This window comes from Stappia taiwanensis (assembly GCF_014635285.1).
GTDB classification, from domain to species: Bacteria; Pseudomonadota; Alphaproteobacteria; order Rhizobiales; family Stappiaceae; genus Stappia; species Stappia taiwanensis.
The window spans coordinates 420,754-442,286 of sequence record NZ_BMCR01000001.1; the positions used below are offsets into that span (position 1 = coordinate 420,754).

Consider the following 21,533-nt stretch of genomic DNA (forward strand, 5'->3'; position numbering starts at 1 on the left):
TGCTATTTCTCCAGCAGTTTCTGACCATGCTCGATGGCGGCGAGCACCGCTTCGCCGACACCGTTGATGCCCTGCCGCGTCGCCGCGCGCAGAGCGGTTTCCTCAAGTGTCTTGCCCGTCGGCCGGAAGGGTTGGCGCAGGGTGATATCCATCAACCATTCGATGACCTCGCGGCTTCCAGAGTGCTGGGCCAGCATCGCCAGGTTCTTTGCGACCAGATCGCTTGGTTGCAGCGGGGCTGTTGCCAGATGCGGCTTGAACAGCTCCTCCAGTCCCTCCCATCCGTCGCCACCGGCACGGCTCACCATGTCGTCAAGCGGTTGCGCCTGACGACCGCCGAAGATGGGGCCGCTCATGCGGCCTCCTTCATCGCCGCGTTGGCGAGCATCCCGGGGGCTTGCTTCGCCATTTCCGCGCCGAACAGCTCCACGATCTGCGACTGTTGCGCCGCCGCCATATCCTTCTCGATCTTTTCGCGTTCAGCTTCGTCTGGGATCAGATCCTTGTCGATCTGAAGGCCGTCTCCGACCCGCTCCATGATCCGGTCGAGATTGGCGTAAAGCGGAACCTTCTCCGGGCCGGCGATCGAGCCGACGAATTCAAGATAATTTGCAATGGAGGCGAGACGATCCGCATTCAATGCGGCCGCCATCGGCGACTGGACTCGGATCGCGACAAGCAAATGGTCGATCGGCATCGGCATTTGCGCGAGAATCCCGAAATCATGCAGGATCTCCGCAACGCGCGGCACCACGACAGGCATGATCTCACGGACGAGCCGGCCGAAAGCGCCGATGTGCACATTGGCCTTCTGTTGCAGCCGAGCCGCGATCTCGCTCGCGGCTTTTGGCGTCCCCTGATATTCTGGCAGACGGGTGTCGAACATCGCATCGCGGATCTGATCTTGCAGGTTGCCGATCAGCATCCGCGCGACATCCATACGGCCGCCGGCCGGATCGATCCGCTGCACGTCCGGACCGAGGATGCCGCCGGTTGATTGCATGCCCCAAAATTCACCGGGCCCCACGCGAACCGTATCGGGGTTGAACGTCCCGCCGGCGCGATACCCCCAGATACCGAGCATCTGGATAGCGGCCGCTTTAAGCGCGATCTCCTGGGCTTTGTTGACCGTCTTGATCGAGGGGAGGGCGGTCAGCACCACGCCCCGACCATAGGGCTCGCCAGGCACGCGGTAGTAGCGCGGCACCGCTATGGGCTGCCTCCGGTAGCGTTCTTGTGTGATGGGTTCAGTCGATTGCGAGACATAGGCGACGAATTGCCAGCCCGAGCGAGGGCCGGGACCGCGCTGATAAAAGTCCTGGTAGAGTTCGATTTCGTCGTTGCCGCGCGTTCGGTTGGCCTCACGAAAGCCATCGGGATACTTGCCATCCGGAAACGCTGCGATGATCTGTTCGCGTGTGAAGGTCTGTCGCCACGAGATGAACACCACGTGGCCATAGGCATCGGTCTTGACGGCGATTTGATCAATAGGAATGGATCCGAATCTGACCGGATCGTCCGGTGTTCCTTTGATCACGATCAGAGCCCCGGTGCCAATGGCCAGATCGATGCACATTTCGTGCACGGCCGAGTCCCAATCTCCGGACAGAAAAAACGGGTGGATCAACTTTGAGGTACCCGCCAACACGCGGTCGAACTTCTCAACGCCGCGCTCGCCGATGGCCGCCGCTGCGATCGGCCCGGTCTCCATGGTGAATGTTGGTTGGCCCGCCGGGAAAAGGTCGCGCTGAAGGTTGCCGGCGAAGTGCATCGCACTGGCGGGCGCCGTCATGTCGAACAGAAAATCGCCGGTACGCTTGGACCGGCTGCGACCGCCGGGCTGACGTTGCGGAATGGCATAGTCGTATGCCTCCTGATAGATCGCATCCCACGGCGCACGGTTTGACCATGCCTCTTGCGCCTTCTTCTTGGTGGCCACGAAGCTCATCATCCGCCACCATTGCCAAGTTTGCTGGGAAGCGCTGCCTTGCCGCCATCCTCGAACAACCGCTTGCCACGTGCCATCCGTCGCGAAACGCCGCTTTTCTTGTCGGCGCGGTTGGCCTCGGCCAACTGGCGGTCATTGGCGACACGTTGCGTCTGCGCGGATCGTTCCGCCGCCTCGCGCGCGCCATTGTCGCCGCCGCCGCCGAACAGCGACTGGATCACTTTTCCCATCGTCAGAGCCTCCAGACGTGAACCCAACATCCCGGTGTTTCCGGATCCGGCACGAAGCCGGTGAGGCGCGCCATGCGCTCGCCCGGCAGGTGGCCAGGCCGAACATGGGTCTTCACCCGCATGCCAGTCTGGGCGATGGCCTGAAGTCTTAACTGCGCAAGCCGGATCAGAGCGCGCATGCGGGTGCGCGCGTCCGGGCGAATGGCAAGACAGAATTCGGTCCAGCCATCGCCGAGCGGCCAGAGATAGGCCACGGCAAGCAATGCGTCGTCGTCGTGGATTGAAACACTGTCACCCCCGCGCCGCATGTGGAGCACGGCCTTGCGCATCCACCGGGTTGGGCTCGCGCAGGCCAGACAGTCGTCGCGGAGCGCCGGCGACCGTGTGGTCAGGGTCACCATAGTTTGATGTCCTGAAGGCGGTTGCGGTTGGCTTTGGCGCGCGCGGTGCGCTGATGGCGCATGCCGACCACGTTGTCTGGCCGGCCGAGCTGCGAGGCGCCATCGATCACACCGAACCGGCCGCGATGGCCGAGGCAGATGTACTGCAAGGCGTCGTGTGGGTGCGAATACTGGTTCTTCTGCACCGCCAGGACATCCGTTGCGCCGACGGACGCTTGCTTGGTCAGCTTGTAGTGCGCGGCGAAGCCGCCCACGATCATCTCGCACACCGGGTCGACCTGCATGCGTTCGGTGTTTCCATCGATCGGTCGGCCGAGATACCAGCGCACCGCCTCTTGGCGGATCGCGGGTTCGTTCGACGGTGCCGGCAGGATGTTGATGTTGAGAGCTCGCGCCACCGTTTCCATGAACGCAAGTTCACCGGCTTGCTTGTCCGCTCCCCAAAACGCCGACGGATCGCCATATGCCTCGCTGATCGCGAAGCCGGAGAAGCGTGAAAGCAACACCTCCATGATCATTTCCGCAAAGCGGGAGGGGCCGGTTCCGGGCATCGCGCAGATCTCCGCGAGGATCCTCAACTGGCCGTTCGGCATGAACTGAACGATCACCGCGGCTGGCGATCCGCCGGCGTCAAGACCGATGCCGAGCGGGACGCCCTTTGCCGGTGTGATTGCCGCGTCTGCCGCGTGGCGGGCAAGCGCGAACTCCGGATAGACGGGCTTGCCGTCGAGCGCATAGCCGAACTCGCCGTGCACCATGCGCCGCACGATGTGTTCTGGCTGGGTCGCCGCCTCCAGCTCGTAGCTGGATCGTGGCTTGCCGACGCGATTTTCCGCGTTGGGCGACAGGCCGGACGGCTGCCGGAACAGATTGAAACCGGCGATCTTTTCCTTGATGCAGAAGCGATAGACCCAGTTGTCGATGTCCGGTGGATTGAGGTCACCCCACACCATGCGCGGCAGGATGATTTCATTCTCATCGTAGCTCAGCCCCATCAGATCGAACGACTTGCGGCCATCACGCGACACACGCTCAAGCTCGCTTGGCGCGATATCGCTCACCCTCGGGTAGCGGCCCGTGCGCTGGAACAGCAGACCAGGCACGCGCTCGTCGAGCATGTCGCACTCGTTGATCCAGCCGTAGGTGATCTCGTAGCCCTTGATGTATTGCTCCACATTCGCATCGCCGATGGCGCCGGTCTGCATCTCGTAGTCGATGACCACTTCGCCGATACCTGGTCGCCGGGCCCGCCATTTCAGGCGATGGCGCACCGGCCGGTCCTGCCCACCTTCATGGCTCACGGTCCAGGGGTGATTGATCGGGAAGGTCTCGTACCAGGACGCAAGCGCGGTGCGCGCGAAGTCGCGATAGGTATCGCGGATACAGGCTGCCTTGACCCGCACCACGCCATCGCGGCAGACGGGCGCATATGCGGCCGCCAGCGCCGGCCCCTTGACGACGCTGACCACGGTCTTGCCCGAGCCCGCTGGCCCCATGATCAGGTCGATCGGCCCTTTCGAGTGCAGAAACCGCTCACCAACCGGCCCCGGTGGTTTGTAGCGCTGAACGTCGATTCCCAAGACCCTGACCCCGCTCCCGGCGCGCGCCCGCGCCCGCTCCCGGTGAACGAGAGTATTTTCGTGGGCCACCCCTTCAGTGCGGGGCAGGACAGGCAAGCGGAACAGGTCGTGTGTGTGAGGCGGCATACCCCGCCCAGGGGTGCCCGCGCCGGTTTTCGAAGCCGGCGGCCGGCCATCGGCCGCCGCGCCGAGGGGCACCCCCACAGATCGGCGATACGCCAACCGGCCGCGAGGGGTTGACGGCTCCAGGTCGAAACTGCCCAGCGTAGACCTACTGATTTTCAATCACTTGGACTGTCGACATAATGTCAATTAAATCAATACCTTGGGTTGATCGTGAGACGGCGTGTCAGCCCGTCGCACATCGCCGCGAAAGCTAAGTGCTTGATCCGTCATCGCTTTCCGAAATTTCGCCGGTCAGGCTGATAACCCCATCCGGCGGACGCTGCCCGCCGCTCTCGACCTGCTGGAACACCATCAGGCCAAGGCGCTCCTCGCGGTGCACGGTCTCGGTCGGTCGCTTGCTCTCGAAATAGGGCAGCAACTCAGCGTTTGCCTTGACGATCAGGTCCGCCGCCTCCTTCGGTTTGCATCCCAGTTCCACCGCGAGCGCGGCCGGGCTGGCGTTCGCCAGGTCTGCGAGGTTCTGGCCGGGGTGGCGGTAGCCTTGTTTCAGCAGGTAATCGCGAAAGAGCTGATTGCGCTTGTTTTTGGAGCCTTTCGGCCTCCCGCGCCCGCCAGCTCGCTCCAGAGTTTTCGCCACATGGCGGACCGGGCCGGCGAATAGGCAGGGTTCATCATCGAGCAAGGACGCCTGGTCGGCCTCGTCCTGCAGATCGATCAGCGCCGCCAAGTCATCCAGCGCGGCCTCGGCGGTCGCGGCCATGTCGCCGACCTTCGCGGCGCGCTCGGCGTCCGGCTCGACCGGCCGCGCCTGGTCGGCCGGATCCGCCGGTGTGTGTGCCCCCGCCAGCGTCTCCTTCGGGTCCTGGTCATCGCCCATCGGATTGATCCCCATTTGTTTAATCCGCTGGCCACGGAACGGTGTTCCTAACCGCAACCTAACCGCGAAACCGTAATGAAATCAGGAATATATTTCTCTCGGTTAGAGGTTATGAGGTTAGGAAGGTCCCGCGTATCCGCACACGCGCGCGCGTGAAACTCTCCCTAACCGCGCCATCCGCCTAACCATTCCGTCAACATCCTGATTTTGTTAGAAAAAGCCGGTTAGGTAGCGCCTAACCACGTCTAACCGACGCTAACCCCCGCGCCCGCCGGCAGCGGAAATCCAACCTCGCACACGCGCGCCCTCATCAAGTGCCCGCGCCGGCCTTGAGCTAGCCAAGTGCGAATGCCGCAGGCGCGCGAAAGCGCGGCGGAGGCGGGCAGATGAGGACCGGCGCGGGCTCCGTTTAGAGCCCAGCGGGGCGGGGGGGAATGGATATCAAGTGCAGCGACGGTTTTTAGGCTCGGAACAGGGGGGCGCGGGCGTCGTGTCGACTAAAAGCATAGCCAATGGTTATATTCTCTCTTGACGTAAAATGATACCATTGGTTATATTATGACCGTCAGAAGCGCCATTGAGGCGCGCCAACAAGGGAAAATGACAATGTCGATTTACGCAAACACCGCTCGTTTCGATGGCGCTAAGGTTCTCGGTGAGGATGAGTTGCGCCGCCTGGCGCCGTCGGTCTTCGCCACATCCGCCCACGAAAGCCGTTCCGACCGGTTCCAACCGATCCCGACAATCGAGATCCTGCGCGGCCTGATGGCCGAAGGGTTTATGCCGGTCGGCGCGAAACAGTCTCGCAGCCGCGACGCAAGCAAGGTTCACTTCACAAAGCACATGCTGCGGCTGCGTCGCATCGACGAGGATAGTAGTCTTCGTGTTGGCGATACGGTCTGCGAGATCCTGTTGAAGAACGCGAACGACGGCTCCAGCGCCTACGACCTGATGGCCGGTCTGTTCCGCATCCGCTGCCTCAACTCGCTGGTCGCGCAAACGGGCACAATCGACAGCGTGAAGGTTCGCCATTCCGGCGACGTGCAAGGGAAGGTGATCGAGGGCACCTATCGCGTCATGGAAGAGGCGCAAAAGGCGCTTGTCGCGCCGGCGGAATGGTCCGGCCTGGCGCTATCTCGTGACGAGCGCATGGCCTTCGCCGAAGCCGCTCATGTGCTCCGCTTCGGCGACGCGGAAGGCAACGTCGACACGCCGATTACGCCTGACCAGCTCTTGCAACCCCGCCGCCGCGATGATCGCGCGGCCGACCTCTGGACCACGTTCAACGTCGCGCAGGAAAACGTCATTCGCGGCGGGCTGCGCGGTGTCACCCGCAATGCCAACGGCCGGCGCCGGCGCGTCTCGACCCGCGCTGTGAACGGAATCGACCAGGACGTGAAGCTGAACAAGGCCCTTTGGATCCTCTCGCAGCGCATGGCGGAGATGAAAGGCGTGGACAGCCTGGCGGCCTGATGCTTGGCAGTGCGGCCGCCATACCGGCGACCGCATCCCCGGCAACAGGCCGAGAAAGCGCCATTGAGGCGCGCCGAAAGGAGACGACAGATGACACCCAACCGCATGCGCACGATGGCCGACAAACTCCAGCACCAGATCGATGACAAGTTTTCGGATCGGCTTTCGAACACGCCTCGCCGGCAGCGTCAGGCCGCAGCGGCCGTTCTGGATGGACTCCACCTGGAGCGGACGCAAAGCGCGCTTCGCTGGTTGGCAGACGCCACGGAGGCCAATACGCTCCCTTCATGCCTTGCGGGTCTCCGGAGCAAAAAGGCGGTGCATGAGTTGACGCGAGCGAGAATTGTGCGTTCCGGCGGATACTACGATGCCGGCGTCGAGACCGGAGAGCCTGCCAGCGAGAGCGAGGCCGCGCGGGTGCTCTGGCATGCGCTGGCAGATCGGCAGAGGGAGCGCCTGGAGAAAGAACGCATCAGGCGCGCACTCGATGACGCCCGTCTCGCGCGGATCCCCGGCTATTTTCCGACACCGGCCAATCTTGCGGCGACAGTCGTGCAGGTGGCTGAGATCGGGCCGCGAGACTGTGTTCTGGAGCCGTCGGCCGGCTCCGGCGCACTGGTGGATGCGGTGGTGAGCGAGGCCCCAAGCGCACCGGTAACCGCCTATGAAATTGCGCCGCGCTTGCGAGCGATTTTGGAAATGAAGGGGCATGGGGCAGCGCTTGCAGGCAGCGACTTCATGGAGGTCACGCCGCGCCAAGTGTATGATCGCGTGATCATGAACCCGCCATTTGAGAATGGCCAGGATCTCGCACATGTCCGCCGCGCATTCGAATGGCTGATGCCCGGCGGTCGCCTGGTTGCTATCATGTCCGGCAATGCTTTGGAGAGGTCTGGGCGTAGGTGGGACGAGTTTCGCGCGTGGTTTGAGAGCAAGAACGGTAAAGCCGAATTGCTGCCTGCCGGATCGTTTGCCGAGAGCGGAACCGGCGTTTCCGCGCTGCTGGTTGTCGTGGATGCACCGGCAGTCGCCGCGCGGCTGGTTGTTGAGCCGACACGATCCGGCTTGCAATACGTCCTTCCCGGATGCGAAAAGGTGGGTGCGAGCGCTCCCCCTGCACAGATGGACCTTTTTTAGCCATGCCTGAGACCATGTCACCGACAGATATTCAGAAAGCCCGGGTGCAGCTCGGGCTTTCGGTTGCTGACATGGCGCGGATGCTCGGTCATTCGGATTTGCACCAGCGCCGACTGGAAAGCGATCCGGATATCGAGATGCACCGCCGGGCGCGGCCGACGACGGTGCGCCTCTTGCGCGCCTATCTGGATGGCTACCGCCCGGCCGACTGGCCGGAGTACAGCCGACCGGGCCAGGCTGCGAAACGAATTGACGCTGAGTGATCACCACATATCGAACAGCGCGGCCGCCTGAATCACCACGATCCACAGCAGGATGAAGATGGCGGCCTGCGCGCGGCCGGGCTCCTGGCTCCACGCGAAGGCGAGAAAGGCGAAGAGCGGTAGAAACGCGATTCCCGCGACGGCCGCCAGCCCCTGAAGAAGAACGTCCCACATGGGGCGAGCTTAGCCGCCCGCCTAATCCTCCGCCTTCGGCATCGCGGCATCATAGGCGCCGAGATCCACCAGCAGGCAGTGTTTCGCCGTCCGGTTGATCTTGATCGTGTGATAGCGCTGTTCAAGGCCGCGCAACACGATGTGTTCCGGCGCCTGTTTCAGGGCCAACCACCAGCCCCCTTCAAAAAAGTCCGTCTCCTGGAAGATCTTGAACAGCGCCGGGTGTTTCGCCGGCACCGCCAAGAACGGACCGATGCCGATTTCACCGGCCTTGCGCAGGCCGAGGCCGGCAAGCGCCAGCCGCTCGCGCGCATATTGCAGCTCCAGCGATGCACCGCGCTCATATTCCAGCAGCACGCCGCCGACCGTCAGCCGGTCGCCGCTGCGATGCGCGTCGATCGTGGCCGCCAACAGGTGCTCAAGGCACTCCTGCCATTTTTCCGTTTGCTCCGCGCGTTCGGCCTCGGTGGCGGCGCGGATGATTTCCGCCAGCCGCTCCTGATCGGAGATTTCCAGCCCGAGCGCTTCCAGCGCCTCAGGGCCGACCAGCAATTCGGCGGCCGCGAGCAACGTGCCGTAGGTATCCATCGCGCGCGCGTCGAAACCGGCTTTGTGCAGCGTTTGCTTCCAGTCGGGCAGGAGGCGCGTGCGAAATTCCTGCCAGCCGTCCATGATCTGCCGCAGGATCATGCGGCCGTCCGTGTCCCGCACGACAGGTTCGCGGCCGTGGGCCTTGTCGAGGCGCTTGAGGTTGAGGGTTGCCATCCGCGTCTTGTCCTGGACGCCCATCGGCGGCGGCAAAATCGCAGAGAACATAAAGCTGGATCGCGCCTGGAACGTGGTGCCCTCGTGATTGGCGCCGCCGCGCGCCATCTTGCCGCCGCTCGATGCCAGACGCGCCAGCTCGATAATGCTGGTCGCCTTGGAGCTGCCGCGCTTCGCCTCCAGTTCATCGACCGTCACGGGCAGGCTGTCCTGCTTGACGTGCTGGTAGATGCCGGCGGCGGTCGTGTCGACCAGGGCGATCAGGCTATCGCCCAGGATCGCCTGCGTCAGGCTGTGCAGTGTCGACTTGCCGACACCGGCGCCGCCGGTGGTGAAGACGATCGGCCGCCAGTCGAGCGCCCCCCCCATGAACGCGCAGGCAATCCAACCCAGAAACAGCACCGGATCCAGATATGGACGGTCCCAGTTCCATGTACGCAGATCCTCAAGGATCGAGAGGGCAGGGCTCTCCTCGCGGGCGATCGCGGTTTCCCACGGCCGGTCGATGTCGGGCGATCGCAGATAGAGATATCCGTCATGTTCGGCCGGGCGGGCGGTGATAAGCTTGCCCCTGTCATCGACCGACCACAGGAATTCGCCTGAGTTCCAGATGAATGCGCCGGAATCAACCATCCAGCCACCGCGCCCGCGCACGCGCTTTTCCGGATCGAACAGCCCGCGCCGCTTGCCCTCCGACACCAGGCAGATCATCGCCTTGTCACGCTCGACGCGATCGATCTTGTAGATCGGCTCACCATCTTCATTGGTGCCGACCTTCTTCATCGCCGGCCACCCCCAGTAGAGGTAGTTGATCTTCGGCGCGAACAGACTGGTCAGGATGTGCATATCCCAGCGCTCCACCGCGTGGAGCTGACCGGTGGCTGACCGGCAATAGGTCACCGTGCCATTGTGACCCAAGACTTCTACCGGGCAGTTTGGCGGCATGCGGTCCCAGGGCGCGCCGATCCACTTTCCGGGGAGGATACCATCGCGCGCAAGGTTCGGGTCCGGATCCTCGATATCCGCCCGTTCCTCCAGACGGCGTTGCGCCTCCAGCCAATGCGCGCGGGTTGCCTGTGTCCCGACCTGTGTCCTGCGCTTCGCCATGTTCAGCCATTCCCATTCGAAAAAAAAGCCGCCAGCGATCATGCAAGGATCGCAGGCGGCGGTAATCCCGTTGCGACCGCTCAGCGCCCCTTTGCGGTATCCGTCAGCCCCAGCGGCTCGCGAACGACCTTCAGCGCCAGGTGTCGGGGATCCGATGGCGGGGCATCCGCCGCGCGATCCGCATCGGTCGGCAGCGGGTCGGCCTCGGTCGCTACCTGTTGATCGGCGATCGCCAGGACTGCACGGAACACACGAACCTTGAACCGCAGCAACTCGTCACCGCCGCGCGCCTGGCCGCGCATGGACAGATGCGTCACCACCGCCTCGTCGCTGGCGCCGGGCGCGCGGCGAAGGTACTCGGCCATGCACACGGCCTGGTCAGCGAGACGGCACGGCTCGGCCGGGTCTGCATCCTCACCGATCCAGCCGCGCACGGCCGCCCGCGTGGCGCGGAAGGCCGCCCACGCGGCCAGGTCACCGCCGAACAGGGGAGGGGCGGGTTCAGCGCTCACCACAGCCGTCGACGCCGGTTCCGGTTGCGCTTTCTTTGCCTGTTGCTTGCTCATGCGGCGGTCTCCGTGATCCCAACGACGTTCCAGTCGTCGGCCATGATGTCGGTCTGTGAGGCGAGCCAGGGAACAATGCTCCCGTCCGCCGCGCGCATGTCGATGTGCGGCCGGTAGGTGACTTCCGTCCCCTCTCCGAGGATGGAGGGCAGCGGCTCCCGGCTCACCCGGAAGTTGGAGCCGGCGACGAGGAACACGAACATTCCCTTGCCGTTCCAGCCGGCCCGCGCGAGCCGCTTTCCTTCCTTGATCGCGTTCAACGCATCGCTGAAGTTCATTCCACATCTCCTTTGCCTAGGTCGTTAAAATCGCTGCCGGCGTGCGGCCGCATCAGCTCCACCGGCTTGCCGCTCGCCTCAAGCTGTGCAAGCGCACGGTCGAGCTGGCGCTGTGCTTGCGGCTTGTCCCAATCGTTCTCGCCGGCCACGATCACCGCCGAAATGAAATCGAAATTCACTGGCACATTGCCAATCCCGGTGATCGAGCCACCGGCGGCAACCCGCGCCTCGGGAATGTCCATCGCGATGCGCTCGCCGGTCTCGATGCCCTCAGACAGCACCAGCGGATGCGGCTGGGTGGCCTGCCATGGCGGGACACCTTCCGGACCGTGGCTGATCCAGACGGCCGCGCCTTTGGTCGGCGCTTTCATCAGCCGCGGGCTGTTCTTTGGCCCCAGCACAGCCTTTTCCGGCTTCACAGGGTCAAGAAAGGTCACATGACATGCACGGATCTGGCCGAGCGGCGAGCGCATGGCGGCGAGAATGCCCGGCAGCAAGGGCCCGGGCCGCGTCTTGATCGCACGGCCGCGCTCATCGCGGCTCCACTCGGCAAGCGTCCAGTACTCCACCTGTGCCGCGTAGCGCAGCGATGTGCGGTCACGATTGCGAATCTTGTCCAGGTCGATCGCGCGCGCGCGAAGATAGGCGCGGGCATGAGCCTCGGCCGCAGATCCGGCGCCGTCCATCATTGCCTGATCGAACAGCTTTTCCGCCTGCCGTCTTTCCCATTCCGCCCGGCGGCGGGCCTTCTCATCGTCTTCGGCCGCGCGGACACGCGCCGCCTCCGCGAAGCTTCGGCGCTGGTCGGCGGTCATCTGGGCAAAACCGAGGAAATCGCGCGACCATTGCAGCGCCCCGCGAAAGTCGGTCTGATGCAGGTATTGCACGAGCCCGACGACATCGCCCTTGTCTCCCGAACGCCAGTCTTTCCACGCCCCTTTGTCTCCGGTCAGGGCAACCTTGAGCTCCGGGGTCTTGCGGTGGTCGGCCGTGATCGGATTGTTCGACACCCACAGCCGGCCGATGCGCCGGCCATGGGGCAACAGGCGCCGGCACAGATCCTCGATCCGATCCTTCAGGCCCTGCTTGACGGCCTCCACTTCGCGGCGACGGTCGGACATAGTCAGTGCCCTTCATCCCTGCGATCCGCGCGGAACGGGATACCGAACTGGTCTTCCACTGCGTCCACATGGGCGAGGATCTGCCTGAACAGCTCGGCGGCGGCCGCCTTGGCCTCAGCATGGTCGGGTGCGCAACTGGCGAGCACTTGAGCCATCTGATCGGCCAGCGCCTCCAGAACCGAGCGAGGAGCCCGGCCGGTACAAACCCGGTTAATCACTATGAACAGGTCGTCGCTTTCGCTCATGCTGCTTTCTCCAAAGCGCGAATGATCGGGTGGTTTCTTGGTAGGTCCGAGCATCCCCCGAACCGCAAAATGTCGTAGTCACGCGAAAGTTCGCGCCGGCACGGCGGGATCCATCGAAACAGTGGCGCCGCCGCCGCGATCGACGGCGCCGGGTCGCGCTGCCAGACGATCCAGGCGTAGCTGGTCGCCGTCTTGGCATTGACGGCCCACCGACCGGCGACCATCGGCACCCGCTCGACAAACTGGAACACAGCCGTCGGCGGGTTTTTCAGAAAAAGGTCGGCATGGCGCGTCTGGCCTTCCAGCCAGTTGGACCGCACCAGCGCCGCGACGATCGCCGGCCGGTAGGACAGGGCGTGTTTGACGAACGTGGCCGCCTTGTTGAACGGCGGGTTCATGACAATGGTTTGTGGTCTCGGGTTGGGCCCCGGGCATGTGATCAAGAAGTCTTCAACCATCCGCTGGCCGTAGGGGTGAACGTCGCTTTCGAGCACGCTCCAGAAGAAACCACCCAGCACCTTGCTCATGTGTCCCGCGCCGCAGCACGGATCCCATGCGCCGCGTTTTCTCAACGCGCCCATGCTCTTCACCAGCTGCGGCAGGCAATGCACCAGCAGCGCTCGCGTGGCCCAGGGTGGGGTCGGAAAGAAGTCGAGCCCCGCCGGCGGAGAATGCCGCCGGTTCATCACGGCAAGGGAGGAGCGCACAGTGGCGGTCATAGCAGAGCGCCTTGCGCTTGATCGCGTGTGACAGGGAGCATCCACTTAGCGGGAGCTGGAACAATTGAGGTGTCGGCGGGTGACCAGCGGAAATACCCGAGTGCGCCGACAGCAGGGATGAACGGAACCGCCCGCGCATCCGCCAGAACAAGGCCACGTGGACCAAAGAACCAGCGGCTTGAATGCTCCTTCACGACATCAACGACAGTTGCGACACCGATGATGCCGCCACGCAGGAGCGCGGCCGGAGGCGGGCATTCGACACCGACCGACGCCATGAAATCGGCCGCTTCCTCGTACTCGCTGCGGGTCATCCCTTTGGCTGCATGGATGCAGACCGGGCCGCGACGACGGAGCCCATGATTCACGGCCTGCCATGAGCGGTTTTCGATGTCCTTGCCAGCGTGGATGATCGACCATGCCCACGGTTGACGGATAGAAAGAGCCAGCTCGGGGAGCTTCATCACCCACCCCTCCCAGCGCGGTCCAGCCGCTCGATTTCGGCGAGGATCAACGCGCCGGCTTTCACCAGGTCTCGGCGTGGACCTTGCGGCTTGAACCAAGCCCAGGACCACGACCAGCCCGGCCACCAGGTGCGCGCGCCGTTCGGGTTCACCAGGGCCATGAGGTAGGCGATAGCTGCGAATGTCAGCTCGCCTCGCCGGTGCTGGTCGTCATGTTCCGCCGTGAACCCTTCCTCGATCGCCTGCCGGGCGCGCTCGTCGAGCACGTCACGGGCCGCGCGCGAGGGCAGGGGCGGCCGGTCGTTCCAGCTCGACACGAGGTTTTCCTTGCGGTCGAAGTGGACCGGCCCACAGGCGCCGCAGCGCTGGCAGACGATGCAGGTCCCGCCGAAGTTGTCGCCGGGCTCATCGATCTCGTGGCGCTCCGCCGGACCACCGCAGAACGGGCAGGGGAGAAGGTCGGTCACAGGCTCCTCCCCTCATCGAGGGCAACCTGTATTGCCTCATCGAGACTGTCTTCCCCACGGAGGCAGCGCTTCATGTCGTCGCACTGGTCGACAACCGTCTGATCCACATCGCCATAGAGGCCGCCGATCTCATCGAGCAGCACTTCTATCTTGCTCACCCGGCGCCGCGCTGCGGCGGCCGCGCTCTTGGGTGTCCAGCGCTTGAGGGAGACATAACCTTTGGGCCGTCGGCTCATGCGTTTCTCCTGTTGTGCCTGACCGGTGGCAGCGGAAATCTCATGTTTCGACCTGCATCACCCGCTCGATGGCGCTGATCACGGATCCGTCGTCATCGCTTTCGCGCGTGTCCTCGATCGCATTGACGGCCAGGCTGACCGCCGCCGCCGTCATGCCCGAGACGCGGGCCAGATCGGCCTGGCTGACACCGCAGCAGACATGCGCGATATAGAGCGCTCGCCGACGCACTTGCGCCGCTGTCATCCATTCAGGATCACTGGTCGCGCGCCGCGACGGATCATGCGCCAACACTTGCATCGGATCGGCCTGCGCCTCCTGCGCCACCAGGACCACCGCCAACCGGTAAAGTTGAAAGGCCTGGCCAGCATCGTTCGCGGAGCCGTTGCACAGCCGCCGCAACCCGATTGCCAGGCTCGATAGCGTTGCGGGGCGGGGTGCGTGCTCGCCCCCGCGCAGGCGACCATAGTGAGCCAAACTCACCCCCGACGCGGAGCAGAGCTGTAGCAGCGTCCAGCCTTGAGACTGTCGCCGCGCCTCGATATCGCGAACGGAGAGTGTCATTCGGCAGCCTCGTCCGGAAGGCGATAGCCCGTATGCAGATCGTTGGCCGTTACATCGCCATCGGTCGCCTTCACGATGCGGGTGATGCTTCCCGGCGAGGGGAAGCGCCGCCGGTACTCCCAATCGGCAATGGTGCCGGCTTTGCATCCGATGATTTTTGCCGCCTCCGCGCGCGTCAGATTGCGCTCGGATCGCCACTTGGTCAGTGGGTGCATGCCGCAAGGCTCCCGATTGAGTGATTCGTGCTTCTTGCAGATTAGGGCAATATGCCATATCGTCGTCAACATCAAAATATGGCATTCCGCCAGAAGATTGGTGTTGCGAGGATTTGTATGCTGTCCCTCGCTATGGCAGATACGGCTCAACAGAATGCCCAGTACGACGTCTTCGTCTATGAATGGAGGCGGCATCTGGATGTGACTGTCTCGAAGCTCGCAGAGGATGCGGGCATCGACCAGGGCACGCTGTCCAAGCTCGAGAGCGGCAAGCGTCGCCTCAACCTAGATCATATTTTTGGAATTGCTCGGGCGCTCGGCTTGAAGCCCTATCAGTTGTTCTTGCGGCCGGATGACGAGGCCTCGGCTACCGATGCTCGGTTCCTGCAAATGCCTTTCGAGATGAAGCGCAAGGCGCTTCGCATACTTGACGCGCTGGCATCTCCGGACGCCGCATAGCGCTTCCCTGGTGAGTGTGTTGAGCAATAGTGATTTCGATACACGGGCTTGGCTTCGCGCCGTTGTGGAGTGCACGGGCCTGACGTTGTCGGAGATTGCCACCGGTGCCGGCCTGTCCCCATCGACGCTCACCCGTTATGTCAACCAACCTGCCAGCGGTCGGACGATTACCGACAGGACCCTTTCCCGGATCGAGCGACGCTTCGGGTTGTCGCGTCGCCGCATGCCTGGCGGCCCTGCAGCTGGCGCCGTCATATGGCCTGATGCCGTCCCCGCGGACGAGAATGGCGGGTCCCTGAAGGCTTGGTGTAAGGCTGCTGTCGAGGAAGCGCGCAAGGGCCGGAGTGGCGTCGCTCCGTGGATCATGCGCGGGCACGCGCTGGATCTCGAAGGTATACTGCCTGGTGACATCCTGATGGTCGACATCAACAGGCGCCCCGCGCCGGGCGACATCGTTTGCGCCCGGGTTACCGATTATACGAGCGGCGCTGCCGAAACCGTGTTCCGGCTATTCCAGCCACCCTACGTTATCGCGCACTCCGCCAGGCTTGGCCCGGTCCGCCCGGAGCAAGTGGACGAGGTGCGCGTCTCGATCTTGGGTGTGGTTGAGGGGCTGATCCGCCCCTTCTGATCCGCACTTGAGAAACGGGGTCCCGTTTCACATATTCCCGCACTTGAAAAACGAGATCCCATCTCGCCGCCAAGCACAGCCTCCGTGTGCGTGTGACACTTGAAAAATGGGATCTCGTTTTCGGCCCAACTCGCCACTGTTTTGCGCCGACCGCCACGAACTGGAATCTCTCTTTATTTGCGTGGCGTTTCAAAATATGGCGTTTTGCCATAGTTTTTGATTGACAAGAAATATGGCAGATTGCCAATATCCCCCTGTCACCACACAGATGGAGATTGGCATTATGCCCTGTCATAAATCACAATCCCCCGACACTACCTTCTGGCCGACGGTCATGATCGGCATTGACGAGCTGGCCCGTGAGCTCGGCACCACACCTGCGAAACTCAAGCGTGTCTGGCCGGAGCTGCACCGGCGCAAGGGGATGCCGCGCAAGCATTCGGCCGGTTGGGTCTGGCCGCGAGCGCTGACGGTCGCCTGGTTGACCGGTCAGGCCGGCATTCGGATCGACGTCGGCGGGAACGACAATGATGAGACGCCATCGCTCGGCGCGCATCAGGCAATGGTCGATGCGCAGCGCGCGGCCTTGCATGCGCGGTATGGAGGGCGGTCATGAGCGCGGCCACCGCAACCCGCTCGCCCCTCACGAAGGCCCAGGCACTGCTGCTGATGCGCCTGCGCGACAAGCGCATGGCTTTCAAAGGCGCACGCGGTTGGCGCTTCCAGGGCGATCCGGTCCCGGTTCAGAGGGTGGTGGGCGAAGGCTTGATCACGCGCCATCTGGCCGTGGAAGAAGCGGGCCATGGCGCGGCGCGCCTCCGGCTTACCGCGGATGGCGCAAAAGAGGCCGAACGGCTCGCGCTGCGGCGAAGGAGGGCGCGATGACCTACGACGAGCGCATTCGCAATCTTCAGGACAAGGTGTCGACCGAAGTCCTTATCGAGCGCGCGGAGTATGAGCTCGACCTGGTGCGTCGGCATATTGAGCGCACCGAGCATCTGATCGCCGCGCTGAAGGCGAAGGAGCTGGCGGCGTGATCTCGCCCTTATGCCCGATGACCGAGGCCAAGGCCGTGGTCGCATTCCTGACCTTTATCATCTTCTGCCTCGGCGTGGTGCTTCTCTGGAATGCGCGCGCATTGGCGCGTGCTGCACGGCCAGGCACGAAGGTCAGGCCCGCACGGCGGCGGACCTGACGACCTCCCTGACTGGGCGGCCTGTGTGCTGAGTAGCCGCCCGCTTTTTTGGAGGGGACATGACGTTCAGCATCACGACAGTCTTGGCCGTGCTCGGCGGGCTCTTGATCCTTGGGCTGATGGCCCTTGGCCTGATCATCTGGGCGCAGAGTGTCCGACTGCAAAGATATCACGATGAAATCATGCGCTTGCTGGAGGCTTCGCCCGGAAGCTGGCGCGGACCAGGCTCACCAGATCGCACTCCCCATCGAACCACGTGCGATACCGGTCCGGACGGGGCGCAAGACCCCGCCGGATCCGGCCCCACCACCAATCAGGAGTTTCCCAATGACTGACACCGGCGGCATTGCCTCCGATCAGCTTCGCGCCTTCGTGGAGCGGATCGAGCGCCTTGAGGAAGAAAAGAAGGTTCTCGCCGACGATATCAAGGATGTCTATGCCGAGGCCAAGGGCAACGGCTTCGATGCGAAGATCCTTCGAAAGGTTGTTATGTTGCGGAAGAAGAAGCCGCATGAGCGCGAGGAAGAAGAATCGATCCTCGATCTCTACAAGCATGCGCTTGGCATGGACAGCGGGAGGGAGTGACATGCGCAAGCGGCAACTGAAAATCCCTTATGTCTCTTGGCGCGAAGGGCGCCCGCGCTTCGCGCCGGGTCCGAAGATGCGCGACGCCGGCCATGCGCCGACGGATCTTCGCCATCCCACAGCCGGTCGCATTGATCCGTCCACGCTATTGCCGGGCATGAAGAACGAAGGCGCCTGGTTCTCCGCCGGTGAGGCGACGGACTGGTCGGTCGCGTTTTCGAAGCGGCTTGAAGCGCAAGCCGCCGCGCCGAAAAAATCCCCGGGCCGGCCGCGCGCGGCAGCGCCGCGTGTGCGCTATTCCGTCCAGAAGCTGATCGACGACTGGCTCGCGTCGCCGGCCGTCACCGAGGATCTGGCGGAGAAGACGCGCTATGACTATCGCGCGAAATCCCGCGTCATCGAGCAGGCCGCACCGGACATTTGGGGCGCCGACGTGGACGTGCTCGACCAGACCATTCTTTTTGGCCTGTATGAAGACCTGCGCATGCAGCGTGGCTTGTCGACAGCGAACGGCGTGGTGCGCGTGATATCGGCCGCGATCTCCTGGGGCTTGCGTCGCGGCAAATTCCGCCTCCTGAAAGCCAATCCGGCAATGCGGCTCGGCATGAAGACCCCGGCGCCGCGCGTGCGCTTTGCCACACGAACCGAGCTGCAAACGCAGATCGACGTTGCCGATGCGGTCGGCCGGCCGGAGATGGGCGACAGCTTCGTGCTCGCCGTGTGGTCCGGACAGCGACAGGGCGACCGGCTGGAGCTGACGATGCGCGGCGAGATCCGCGACCGGATCGTGCTTCGGCAGCAAAAGACCGGAGCGATCGTGCAACTGCCGGCGTCACCGGAGCTGACGCGCCGGCTCGATGGTGCGGCCGCGCGTCGCCGTGCCGCCGGGATCGTCGACAGGCATGTGCTTTTGTTCGAAAAGACTTGGCAGCCGTTCAAGCCCGATCACTATCGCAAGATCTATGCGGAGATCCGGCGCATCGGTGTGCATGGCTTGTGGCGCGAGACGACAGGCGAGGGCGGATCGCGCCTTCTGTGCCCGTCGAAGGAGCGGTTCAAGCATCTGCCCGTCGAGAACGGTCGAATCGAAGGCCCGCCCGTCGTAGCACCATGTCCGACGCTTGCCAGTTTTTGGGAGATGGACTTCCGCGATACGGCCGTCACCTGGCTTGCGCTCGCTGGTGCGACGATCCCGGAGATTGCCGCCGTCACCGGCCACTCTCACGAAAGCTGCACGCAGATCCTCAAGCACTACCTGGCGCAACATCCGGAAATGGCTTCATCGGCCATCGCGAAAATGATCGCTTGGTATGACGCTGAGGGCGAAACGGAGATCGGCCTGTGAGGAACGTTCTCGGAACCCGTGTGACGTGTGACCGAAAGAGAAAGTCACAAATTGTCACATGTTCTATCTTCGTTCATGGTCGCCGCTTTCGGCAGAGAACTGAATTGTTTAATTTTTTCAATTACTTAAAATGGTGAGCCCGCAGGGGCTCGAACCCTGGACCTACTGATTAAAAGTCAGTTGCTCTACCAACTGAGCTACAGGCTCACATTTGCGGTTTGTGTAATCACTCCACCGGGCTGAGGCAAGGGAGAAATGTCGCCATGCCGATCAGGCTCACCGGTTTTCCCATGTTTCTTTCTTCCTTGCAATTGCCACGCACAGAGCGGCGGGACGGGGGAGGGAGCATGGGCCTTCATGAGCGGAAGGCGCCTCTGCCTTGCGAAAAATGTCCCCGTTCAGGGCGTTCCCTAAGGGAAAGCTTGTGAAAAAACACGGATTCCACTTTGCGCGGAAAGCTGTCATTGTTCTGTTCGTCGGTGAGCGGGCCCTGTCGGGGCCGGCGACCCGGGTTAAGGTGATAGAGGCGGAGCGGTTGACCGGTCAGGAGGCGGCGGCCATACTCTGCGGCCCTGACAATGGAGGTGGTCATGTCTGACACACCAACAGGATATTCGAGCGGCTCGGCGGAGTTCGCCTTTCTCAAGGGGCATATCGCCGCGACCATGGCGCTCATTCACGGGCTGATTGCGCAAAATGCGATCAACCGGGATGCGCTTGATGACTTTTTTACCGACTATCTCAGCCATCTGCCGCATACTCGGGAGACCATCGCCTTGCGTCTGGTCATCGACCAGTGGCGCCAGGGGCTGCGGGATGGCGTCGACGAAGCCCAGCTCCGCCGCCAGTTCCTCGAAGTGATTACCGGCGGTCGCTCCTCCGACTGACGGAGCCTCCAGTTCGCGGAAACCGCCGACTTTCCCACCCCCCGCATTGTCTCGCCGGTCCGGCTTCCCGTTTGCTCGGCCGACTGATCCCCTTGGGTGCGTTGGCAGGATGGGCCGCGCCTGCACATACGCTTGCAAGCCGGCTGTGGCCGAATGTTCGGTCATGGTCGAATGGGCTTGGAATACCGTAGCTTTTCGGTCTAACCTCTGGTTATCCGCACTTGCGCGGGTTCGCGGTTGGCGCTTGCCGTTTCGCGAACGTGGTTCGAAAGACCGCTTGTCCGGGAAGGCGAATGCCAGGCCGGGGAGACGGTTTTCGGTGGGAGCCCTCACCGGTCGGAGGCGGGCATGGATGTGTCCGGATGCCGGCAGGAGGAGGCTGGCGGCTATTTCGCCGCGCGGTCGTGGGCTGCCCGCAGTCATTGAACAGGAGGTGTTCCAGTGAAGTTTTTCAAATCCACCGTGATCGGTGCGGCCATGACCGGCGCGATGATGCTGACAGGTGCCGCCCAGGCGGAGACCTTCGTCACCATCGGCACGGGCGGTCAGACCGGCGTCTACTATCAGGTTGGCGGCGCGATCTGCCGTCTGGTCAACCGGGGCACCAAGGATCACGACATCAAGTGCACCCACACCACGGGTGGCTCCGTCGCCAACATCAACGGCATTCGCGCCGGTGATCTGGACATGGGCGTGGCCCAGTCGGACTGGCAGTATCATGCCTATAACGGCACCGCACCGGAGAAGTTCCCCGAGGGCAAGTTCGAAGAGCTCCGGGCCGTGTTCTCGGTCCATCCGGAGCCGTTCACCGTGGTGGCCCGCGCCGATTCCGGCATCAAGACCTTCGAGGATCTGAAGGGCAAGCGCGTCAACCTCGGCAACCCCGGTTCCGGCGCCCGCGCGACCTTTGAGGTCGTCATGGAAAAGATGGGCTGGACCGCCGACGATTTCGCGCTCGCTGCCGAGTTGAAGTCGGCGGAGCAGGCGGCCGCGCTTTGCGACAACAAGATCGATGCGATCGTCTTTACCGTCGGTCACCCGGCCGGCACCATCAAGGAAGCGACCACGTCGTGCGAATCCAAGCTGATCAACGTCGACAATGACGTGATCCGCAAACTGGTGGACGACAACGCCTTCTATGCGATGGCAACGATCCCGGGCGGCACCTACACCGGCACGGACGAGGACACGACGACCTTTGGCGTTGGCGCCACCTTCGTTTCCTCGAGCAAGACCTCGCCGGAAGTGGTCTACGAGATCACCAAGGCGGTGTTCGAGAACTTCGACCGGTTCAAGCAGATGCACCCGGCTTTCGCCAATCTCAAGGAAGCCGACATGATCACGAACAATCTGTCGGCACCGCTGCATGATGGCGCGGTCAAGTACTATAAGGAACGCGGCTGGATGTAACCGGCGGCATCAGGACGGCGCGGAAAATTTCCGCGCCGTCCTTGTCTTGGGGGCTTCGCGAGGCCCC

31 protein-coding genes and 1 tRNA gene are annotated in these 21,533 nt (G+C 63.3%); 13 read left to right on the forward strand and 19 right to left on the reverse strand.

Annotated features, from left to right (window positions below; all coding sequences use genetic code 11):
• Positions 1-2: 2 nt before the first annotated feature.
• The 6 genes from IEV83_RS01835 to IEV83_RS01860 all read right to left on the reverse strand — a co-directional run bounded on the left by IEV83_RS01835 (position 3) and on the right by IEV83_RS01860 (position 5,162).
• Positions 3-356, reverse strand: coding sequence for a hypothetical protein (locus tag IEV83_RS01835; RefSeq protein WP_181762038.1), 354 nt, complete (start codon positions 354-356; stop codon positions 3-5).
• Entirely contained in the window at positions 353-1,939 is a 1,587-nt protein-coding gene (locus IEV83_RS01840) for a portal protein (protein WP_181762037.1), read from the reverse strand. Before IEV83_RS01840 ends, IEV83_RS01835 begins: the two co-directional genes overlap by 4 nt.
• An 8-nt stretch (positions 1,940-1,947) precedes the next feature.
• Positions 1,948-2,178, reverse strand: a complete 231-nt coding sequence (locus IEV83_RS01845) for a hypothetical protein (protein ID WP_181762036.1) — start codon at positions 2,176-2,178, stop codon at positions 1,948-1,950.
• Positions 2,179-2,180: 2 nt separating this feature from the next.
• Positions 2,181-2,579, reverse strand: a complete 399-nt coding sequence (locus IEV83_RS01850; protein ID WP_181762035.1) for a hypothetical protein — start codon at positions 2,577-2,579, stop codon at positions 2,181-2,183.
• Positions 2,573-4,357, reverse strand: coding sequence for a hypothetical protein (locus IEV83_RS01855; protein WP_181762034.1), 1,785 nt, complete (start codon positions 4,355-4,357; stop codon positions 2,573-2,575). The genes IEV83_RS01850 and IEV83_RS01855 overlap by 7 nt, the downstream gene beginning before the upstream one ends.
• A 178-nt stretch (positions 4,358-4,535) precedes the next feature.
• Entirely contained in the window at positions 4,536-5,162 is a 627-nt protein-coding gene (locus IEV83_RS01860) for a hypothetical protein (protein WP_181762033.1), read from the reverse strand.
• 558 nt (positions 5,163-5,720) lie between these two features.
• Between IEV83_RS01860 and IEV83_RS01865 the strand changes: the two genes are divergently transcribed.
• From IEV83_RS01865 to IEV83_RS01875, 3 genes are all read left to right on the forward strand, one after another.
• Positions 5,721-6,635: a DUF932 domain-containing protein gene (locus IEV83_RS01865; RefSeq protein WP_244628024.1), complete on the forward strand. Its 915-nt coding sequence runs from the start codon at positions 5,721-5,723 to the stop codon at positions 6,633-6,635.
• A gap of 90 nt (positions 6,636-6,725) precedes the next feature.
• Positions 6,726-7,772: a methyltransferase gene (locus IEV83_RS01870; protein ID WP_181762032.1), complete on the forward strand. Its 1,047-nt coding sequence runs from the start codon at positions 6,726-6,728 to the stop codon at positions 7,770-7,772.
• A gap of 14 nt (positions 7,773-7,786) precedes the next feature.
• Positions 7,787-8,035 (forward strand): hypothetical protein, encoded by a 249-nt coding sequence (locus tag IEV83_RS01875; RefSeq protein ID WP_181762031.1) that lies wholly within the window; start codon positions 7,787-7,789, stop codon positions 8,033-8,035.
• Here IEV83_RS01875 and IEV83_RS01880 read toward each other — a convergent pair whose 3' ends face one another.
• The 12 genes from IEV83_RS01880 to IEV83_RS01940 form a co-directional block, all read right to left on the reverse strand.
• Positions 8,036-8,209, reverse strand: a complete 174-nt coding sequence (locus IEV83_RS01880; RefSeq protein WP_181762030.1) for a hypothetical protein — start codon at positions 8,207-8,209, stop codon at positions 8,036-8,038.
• Between the two features lie 21 nt (positions 8,210-8,230).
• Positions 8,231-10,081, reverse strand: coding sequence for a hypothetical protein (locus tag IEV83_RS01885; RefSeq protein WP_181762029.1), 1,851 nt, complete (start codon positions 10,079-10,081; stop codon positions 8,231-8,233).
• Between the two features lie 80 nt (positions 10,082-10,161).
• Entirely contained in the window at positions 10,162-10,647 is a 486-nt protein-coding gene (locus tag IEV83_RS01890; protein ID WP_181762028.1) for a hypothetical protein, read from the reverse strand.
• Positions 10,644-10,925: a DUF2829 domain-containing protein gene (locus IEV83_RS01895; protein ID WP_181762027.1), complete on the reverse strand. Its 282-nt coding sequence runs from the start codon at positions 10,923-10,925 to the stop codon at positions 10,644-10,646. Before IEV83_RS01895 ends, IEV83_RS01890 begins: the two co-directional genes overlap by 4 nt.
• Positions 10,922-12,046, reverse strand: coding sequence for a DUF7146 domain-containing protein (locus tag IEV83_RS01900; RefSeq protein ID WP_181762026.1), 1,125 nt, complete (start codon positions 12,044-12,046; stop codon positions 10,922-10,924). The genes IEV83_RS01895 and IEV83_RS01900 overlap by 4 nt, the downstream gene beginning before the upstream one ends.
• Positions 12,047-12,048: 2 nt before the next feature.
• Complete coding sequence (locus IEV83_RS01905; RefSeq protein WP_181762025.1) at positions 12,049-12,291, reverse strand: hypothetical protein; 243 nt, start codon at positions 12,289-12,291, stop codon at positions 12,049-12,051.
• Positions 12,288-13,010, reverse strand: coding sequence for an SAM-dependent DNA methyltransferase (locus IEV83_RS01910; protein WP_181762024.1), 723 nt, complete (start codon positions 13,008-13,010; stop codon positions 12,288-12,290). The genes IEV83_RS01905 and IEV83_RS01910 overlap by 4 nt, the downstream gene beginning before the upstream one ends.
• Positions 13,007-13,474, reverse strand: coding sequence for an ASCH domain-containing protein (locus tag IEV83_RS01915; protein ID WP_181762023.1), 468 nt, complete (start codon positions 13,472-13,474; stop codon positions 13,007-13,009). Before IEV83_RS01915 ends, IEV83_RS01910 begins: the two co-directional genes overlap by 4 nt.
• Complete coding sequence (locus IEV83_RS20015; RefSeq protein WP_209002932.1) at positions 13,474-13,941, reverse strand: Lar family restriction alleviation protein; 468 nt, start codon at positions 13,939-13,941, stop codon at positions 13,474-13,476. Before IEV83_RS20015 ends, IEV83_RS01915 begins: the two co-directional genes overlap by 1 nt.
• On the reverse strand, positions 13,938-14,177 hold the full coding sequence (locus tag IEV83_RS01930) for a hypothetical protein (protein WP_181762022.1): 240 nt from the start codon (positions 14,175-14,177) through the stop codon (positions 13,938-13,940). Before IEV83_RS01930 ends, IEV83_RS20015 begins: the two co-directional genes overlap by 4 nt.
• Before the next feature lie 40 nt (positions 14,178-14,217).
• Positions 14,218-14,739: a hypothetical protein gene (locus IEV83_RS01935; RefSeq protein ID WP_181762021.1), complete on the reverse strand. Its 522-nt coding sequence runs from the start codon at positions 14,737-14,739 to the stop codon at positions 14,218-14,220.
• A complete protein-coding gene (locus IEV83_RS01940) occupies positions 14,736-15,026 on the reverse strand; it encodes a helix-turn-helix domain-containing protein (protein ID WP_188478580.1) in 291 nt (96 codons plus the stop codon). Before IEV83_RS01940 ends, IEV83_RS01935 begins: the two co-directional genes overlap by 4 nt.
• 45 nt (positions 15,027-15,071) lie before the next feature.
• On the opposite strand from IEV83_RS01940, the gene IEV83_RS01945 reads away from it, so the two are divergent.
• The 8 genes from IEV83_RS01945 (at position 15,072) to IEV83_RS01980 (ending at position 19,169) form a co-directional block, all read left to right on the forward strand.
• A complete protein-coding gene (locus IEV83_RS01945; protein ID WP_181762019.1) occupies positions 15,072-15,413 on the forward strand; it encodes a helix-turn-helix domain-containing protein in 342 nt (113 codons plus the stop codon).
• Between the two features lie 19 nt (positions 15,414-15,432).
• On the forward strand, positions 15,433-16,044 hold the full coding sequence (locus IEV83_RS01950) for a LexA family protein (RefSeq protein WP_181762018.1): 612 nt from the start codon (positions 15,433-15,435) through the stop codon (positions 16,042-16,044).
• A 334-nt stretch (positions 16,045-16,378) separates the two neighbouring features.
• Entirely contained in the window at positions 16,379-16,660 is a 282-nt protein-coding gene (locus IEV83_RS01955) for a hypothetical protein (protein WP_181762017.1), read from the forward strand.
• Positions 16,657-16,929: a hypothetical protein gene (locus tag IEV83_RS01960; protein WP_181762016.1), complete on the forward strand. Its 273-nt coding sequence runs from the start codon at positions 16,657-16,659 to the stop codon at positions 16,927-16,929. Before IEV83_RS01955 ends, IEV83_RS01960 begins: the two co-directional genes overlap by 4 nt.
• Positions 16,926-17,081: a hypothetical protein gene (locus IEV83_RS01965; RefSeq protein WP_181762015.1), complete on the forward strand. Its 156-nt coding sequence runs from the start codon at positions 16,926-16,928 to the stop codon at positions 17,079-17,081. Before IEV83_RS01960 ends, IEV83_RS01965 begins: the two co-directional genes overlap by 4 nt.
• Positions 17,082-17,298: 217 nt before the next feature.
• On the forward strand, positions 17,299-17,574 hold the full coding sequence (locus tag IEV83_RS01970) for a hypothetical protein (RefSeq protein WP_181762014.1): 276 nt from the start codon (positions 17,299-17,301) through the stop codon (positions 17,572-17,574).
• Positions 17,567-17,824, forward strand: a complete 258-nt coding sequence (locus IEV83_RS01975; RefSeq protein ID WP_181762013.1) for a DUF2312 domain-containing protein — start codon at positions 17,567-17,569, stop codon at positions 17,822-17,824. Before IEV83_RS01970 ends, IEV83_RS01975 begins: the two co-directional genes overlap by 8 nt.
• A 1-nt stretch (position 17,825) precedes the next feature.
• The gene (locus IEV83_RS01980; RefSeq protein ID WP_181762012.1) at positions 17,826-19,169 is read left to right on the forward strand and encodes a site-specific integrase; all 1,344 of its coding nucleotides are present in this window, start codon (positions 17,826-17,828) and stop codon (positions 19,167-19,169) included.
• A gap of 131 nt (positions 19,170-19,300) precedes the next feature.
• Here the strand turns inward: IEV83_RS01980 and IEV83_RS01985 are convergent.
• Positions 19,301-19,376, reverse strand: a tRNA-Lys gene (locus tag IEV83_RS01985).
• A 383-nt stretch (positions 19,377-19,759) separates the two neighbouring features.
• On the opposite strand from IEV83_RS01985, the gene IEV83_RS01990 reads away from it, so the two are divergent.
• Positions 19,760-20,056 (forward strand): hypothetical protein, encoded by a 297-nt coding sequence (locus IEV83_RS01990; RefSeq protein ID WP_181761408.1) that lies wholly within the window; start codon positions 19,760-19,762, stop codon positions 20,054-20,056.
• Between the two features lie 441 nt (positions 20,057-20,497).
• Positions 20,498-21,466, forward strand: a complete 969-nt coding sequence (locus tag IEV83_RS01995) for a TAXI family TRAP transporter solute-binding subunit (RefSeq protein ID WP_371873386.1) — start codon at positions 20,498-20,500, stop codon at positions 21,464-21,466.
• Positions 21,467-21,533: the final 67 nt, after the last annotated feature.

Coding starts and splice junctions, on each gene's coding strand:
- IEV83_RS01835 (WP_181762038.1), bottom strand. CDS start 356: ATGAGCGGCCCCATCTTCGGCGGTCGTCAGGCGCAACCGCTTGACGAC.
- IEV83_RS01845 (WP_181762036.1), bottom strand. CDS start 2,178: ATGGGAAAAGTGATCCAGTCGCTGTTCGGCGGCGGCGGCGACAATGGC.
- IEV83_RS01850 (WP_181762035.1), bottom strand. CDS start 2,579: ATGGTGACCCTGACCACACGGTCGCCGGCGCTCCGCGACGACTGTCTG.
- IEV83_RS01860 (WP_181762033.1), bottom strand. CDS start 5,162: ATGGGCGATGACCAGGACCCGAAGGAGACGCTGGCGGGGGCACACACA.
- IEV83_RS01865 (WP_244628024.1), top strand. CDS start 5,721: ATGACCGTCAGAAGCGCCATTGAGGCGCGCCAACAAGGGAAAATGACA.
- IEV83_RS01870 (WP_181762032.1), top strand. CDS start 6,726: ATGACACCCAACCGCATGCGCACGATGGCCGACAAACTCCAGCACCAG.
- IEV83_RS01875 (WP_181762031.1), top strand. CDS start 7,787: ATGTCACCGACAGATATTCAGAAAGCCCGGGTGCAGCTCGGGCTTTCG.
- IEV83_RS01880 (WP_181762030.1), bottom strand. CDS start 8,209: ATGTGGGACGTTCTTCTTCAGGGGCTGGCGGCCGTCGCGGGAATCGCG.
- IEV83_RS01885 (WP_181762029.1), bottom strand. CDS start 10,081: ATGGCGAAGCGCAGGACACAGGTCGGGACACAGGCAACCCGCGCGCAT.
- IEV83_RS01890 (WP_181762028.1), bottom strand. CDS start 10,647: ATGAGCAAGCAACAGGCAAAGAAAGCGCAACCGGAACCGGCGTCGACG.
- IEV83_RS01895 (WP_181762027.1), bottom strand. CDS start 10,925: ATGAACTTCAGCGATGCGTTGAACGCGATCAAGGAAGGAAAGCGGCTC.
- IEV83_RS01900 (WP_181762026.1), bottom strand. CDS start 12,046: ATGTCCGACCGTCGCCGCGAAGTGGAGGCCGTCAAGCAGGGCCTGAAG.
- IEV83_RS01905 (WP_181762025.1), bottom strand. CDS start 12,291: ATGAGCGAAAGCGACGACCTGTTCATAGTGATTAACCGGGTTTGTACC.
- IEV83_RS01910 (WP_181762024.1), bottom strand. CDS start 13,010: ATGACCGCCACTGTGCGCTCCTCCCTTGCCGTGATGAACCGGCGGCAT.
- IEV83_RS01915 (WP_181762023.1), bottom strand. CDS start 13,474: ATGAAGCTCCCCGAGCTGGCTCTTTCTATCCGTCAACCGTGGGCATGG.
- IEV83_RS01930 (WP_181762022.1), bottom strand. CDS start 14,177: ATGAGCCGACGGCCCAAAGGTTATGTCTCCCTCAAGCGCTGGACACCC.
- IEV83_RS01935 (WP_181762021.1), bottom strand. CDS start 14,739: ATGACACTCTCCGTTCGCGATATCGAGGCGCGGCGACAGTCTCAAGGC.
- IEV83_RS01940 (WP_188478580.1), bottom strand. CDS start 15,026: ATGTTGACGACGATATGGCATATTGCCCTAATCTGCAAGAAGCACGAA.
- IEV83_RS01945 (WP_181762019.1), top strand. CDS start 15,072: ATGCTGTCCCTCGCTATGGCAGATACGGCTCAACAGAATGCCCAGTAC.
- IEV83_RS01955 (WP_181762017.1), top strand. CDS start 16,379: ATGATCGGCATTGACGAGCTGGCCCGTGAGCTCGGCACCACACCTGCG.
- IEV83_RS01960 (WP_181762016.1), top strand. CDS start 16,657: ATGAGCGCGGCCACCGCAACCCGCTCGCCCCTCACGAAGGCCCAGGCA.
- IEV83_RS01965 (WP_181762015.1), top strand. CDS start 16,926: ATGACCTACGACGAGCGCATTCGCAATCTTCAGGACAAGGTGTCGACC.
- IEV83_RS01970 (WP_181762014.1), top strand. CDS start 17,299: ATGACGTTCAGCATCACGACAGTCTTGGCCGTGCTCGGCGGGCTCTTG.
- IEV83_RS01975 (WP_181762013.1), top strand. CDS start 17,567: ATGACTGACACCGGCGGCATTGCCTCCGATCAGCTTCGCGCCTTCGTG.
- IEV83_RS01980 (WP_181762012.1), top strand. CDS start 17,826: ATGCGCAAGCGGCAACTGAAAATCCCTTATGTCTCTTGGCGCGAAGGG.
- IEV83_RS01990 (WP_181761408.1), top strand. CDS start 19,760: ATGTCTGACACACCAACAGGATATTCGAGCGGCTCGGCGGAGTTCGCC.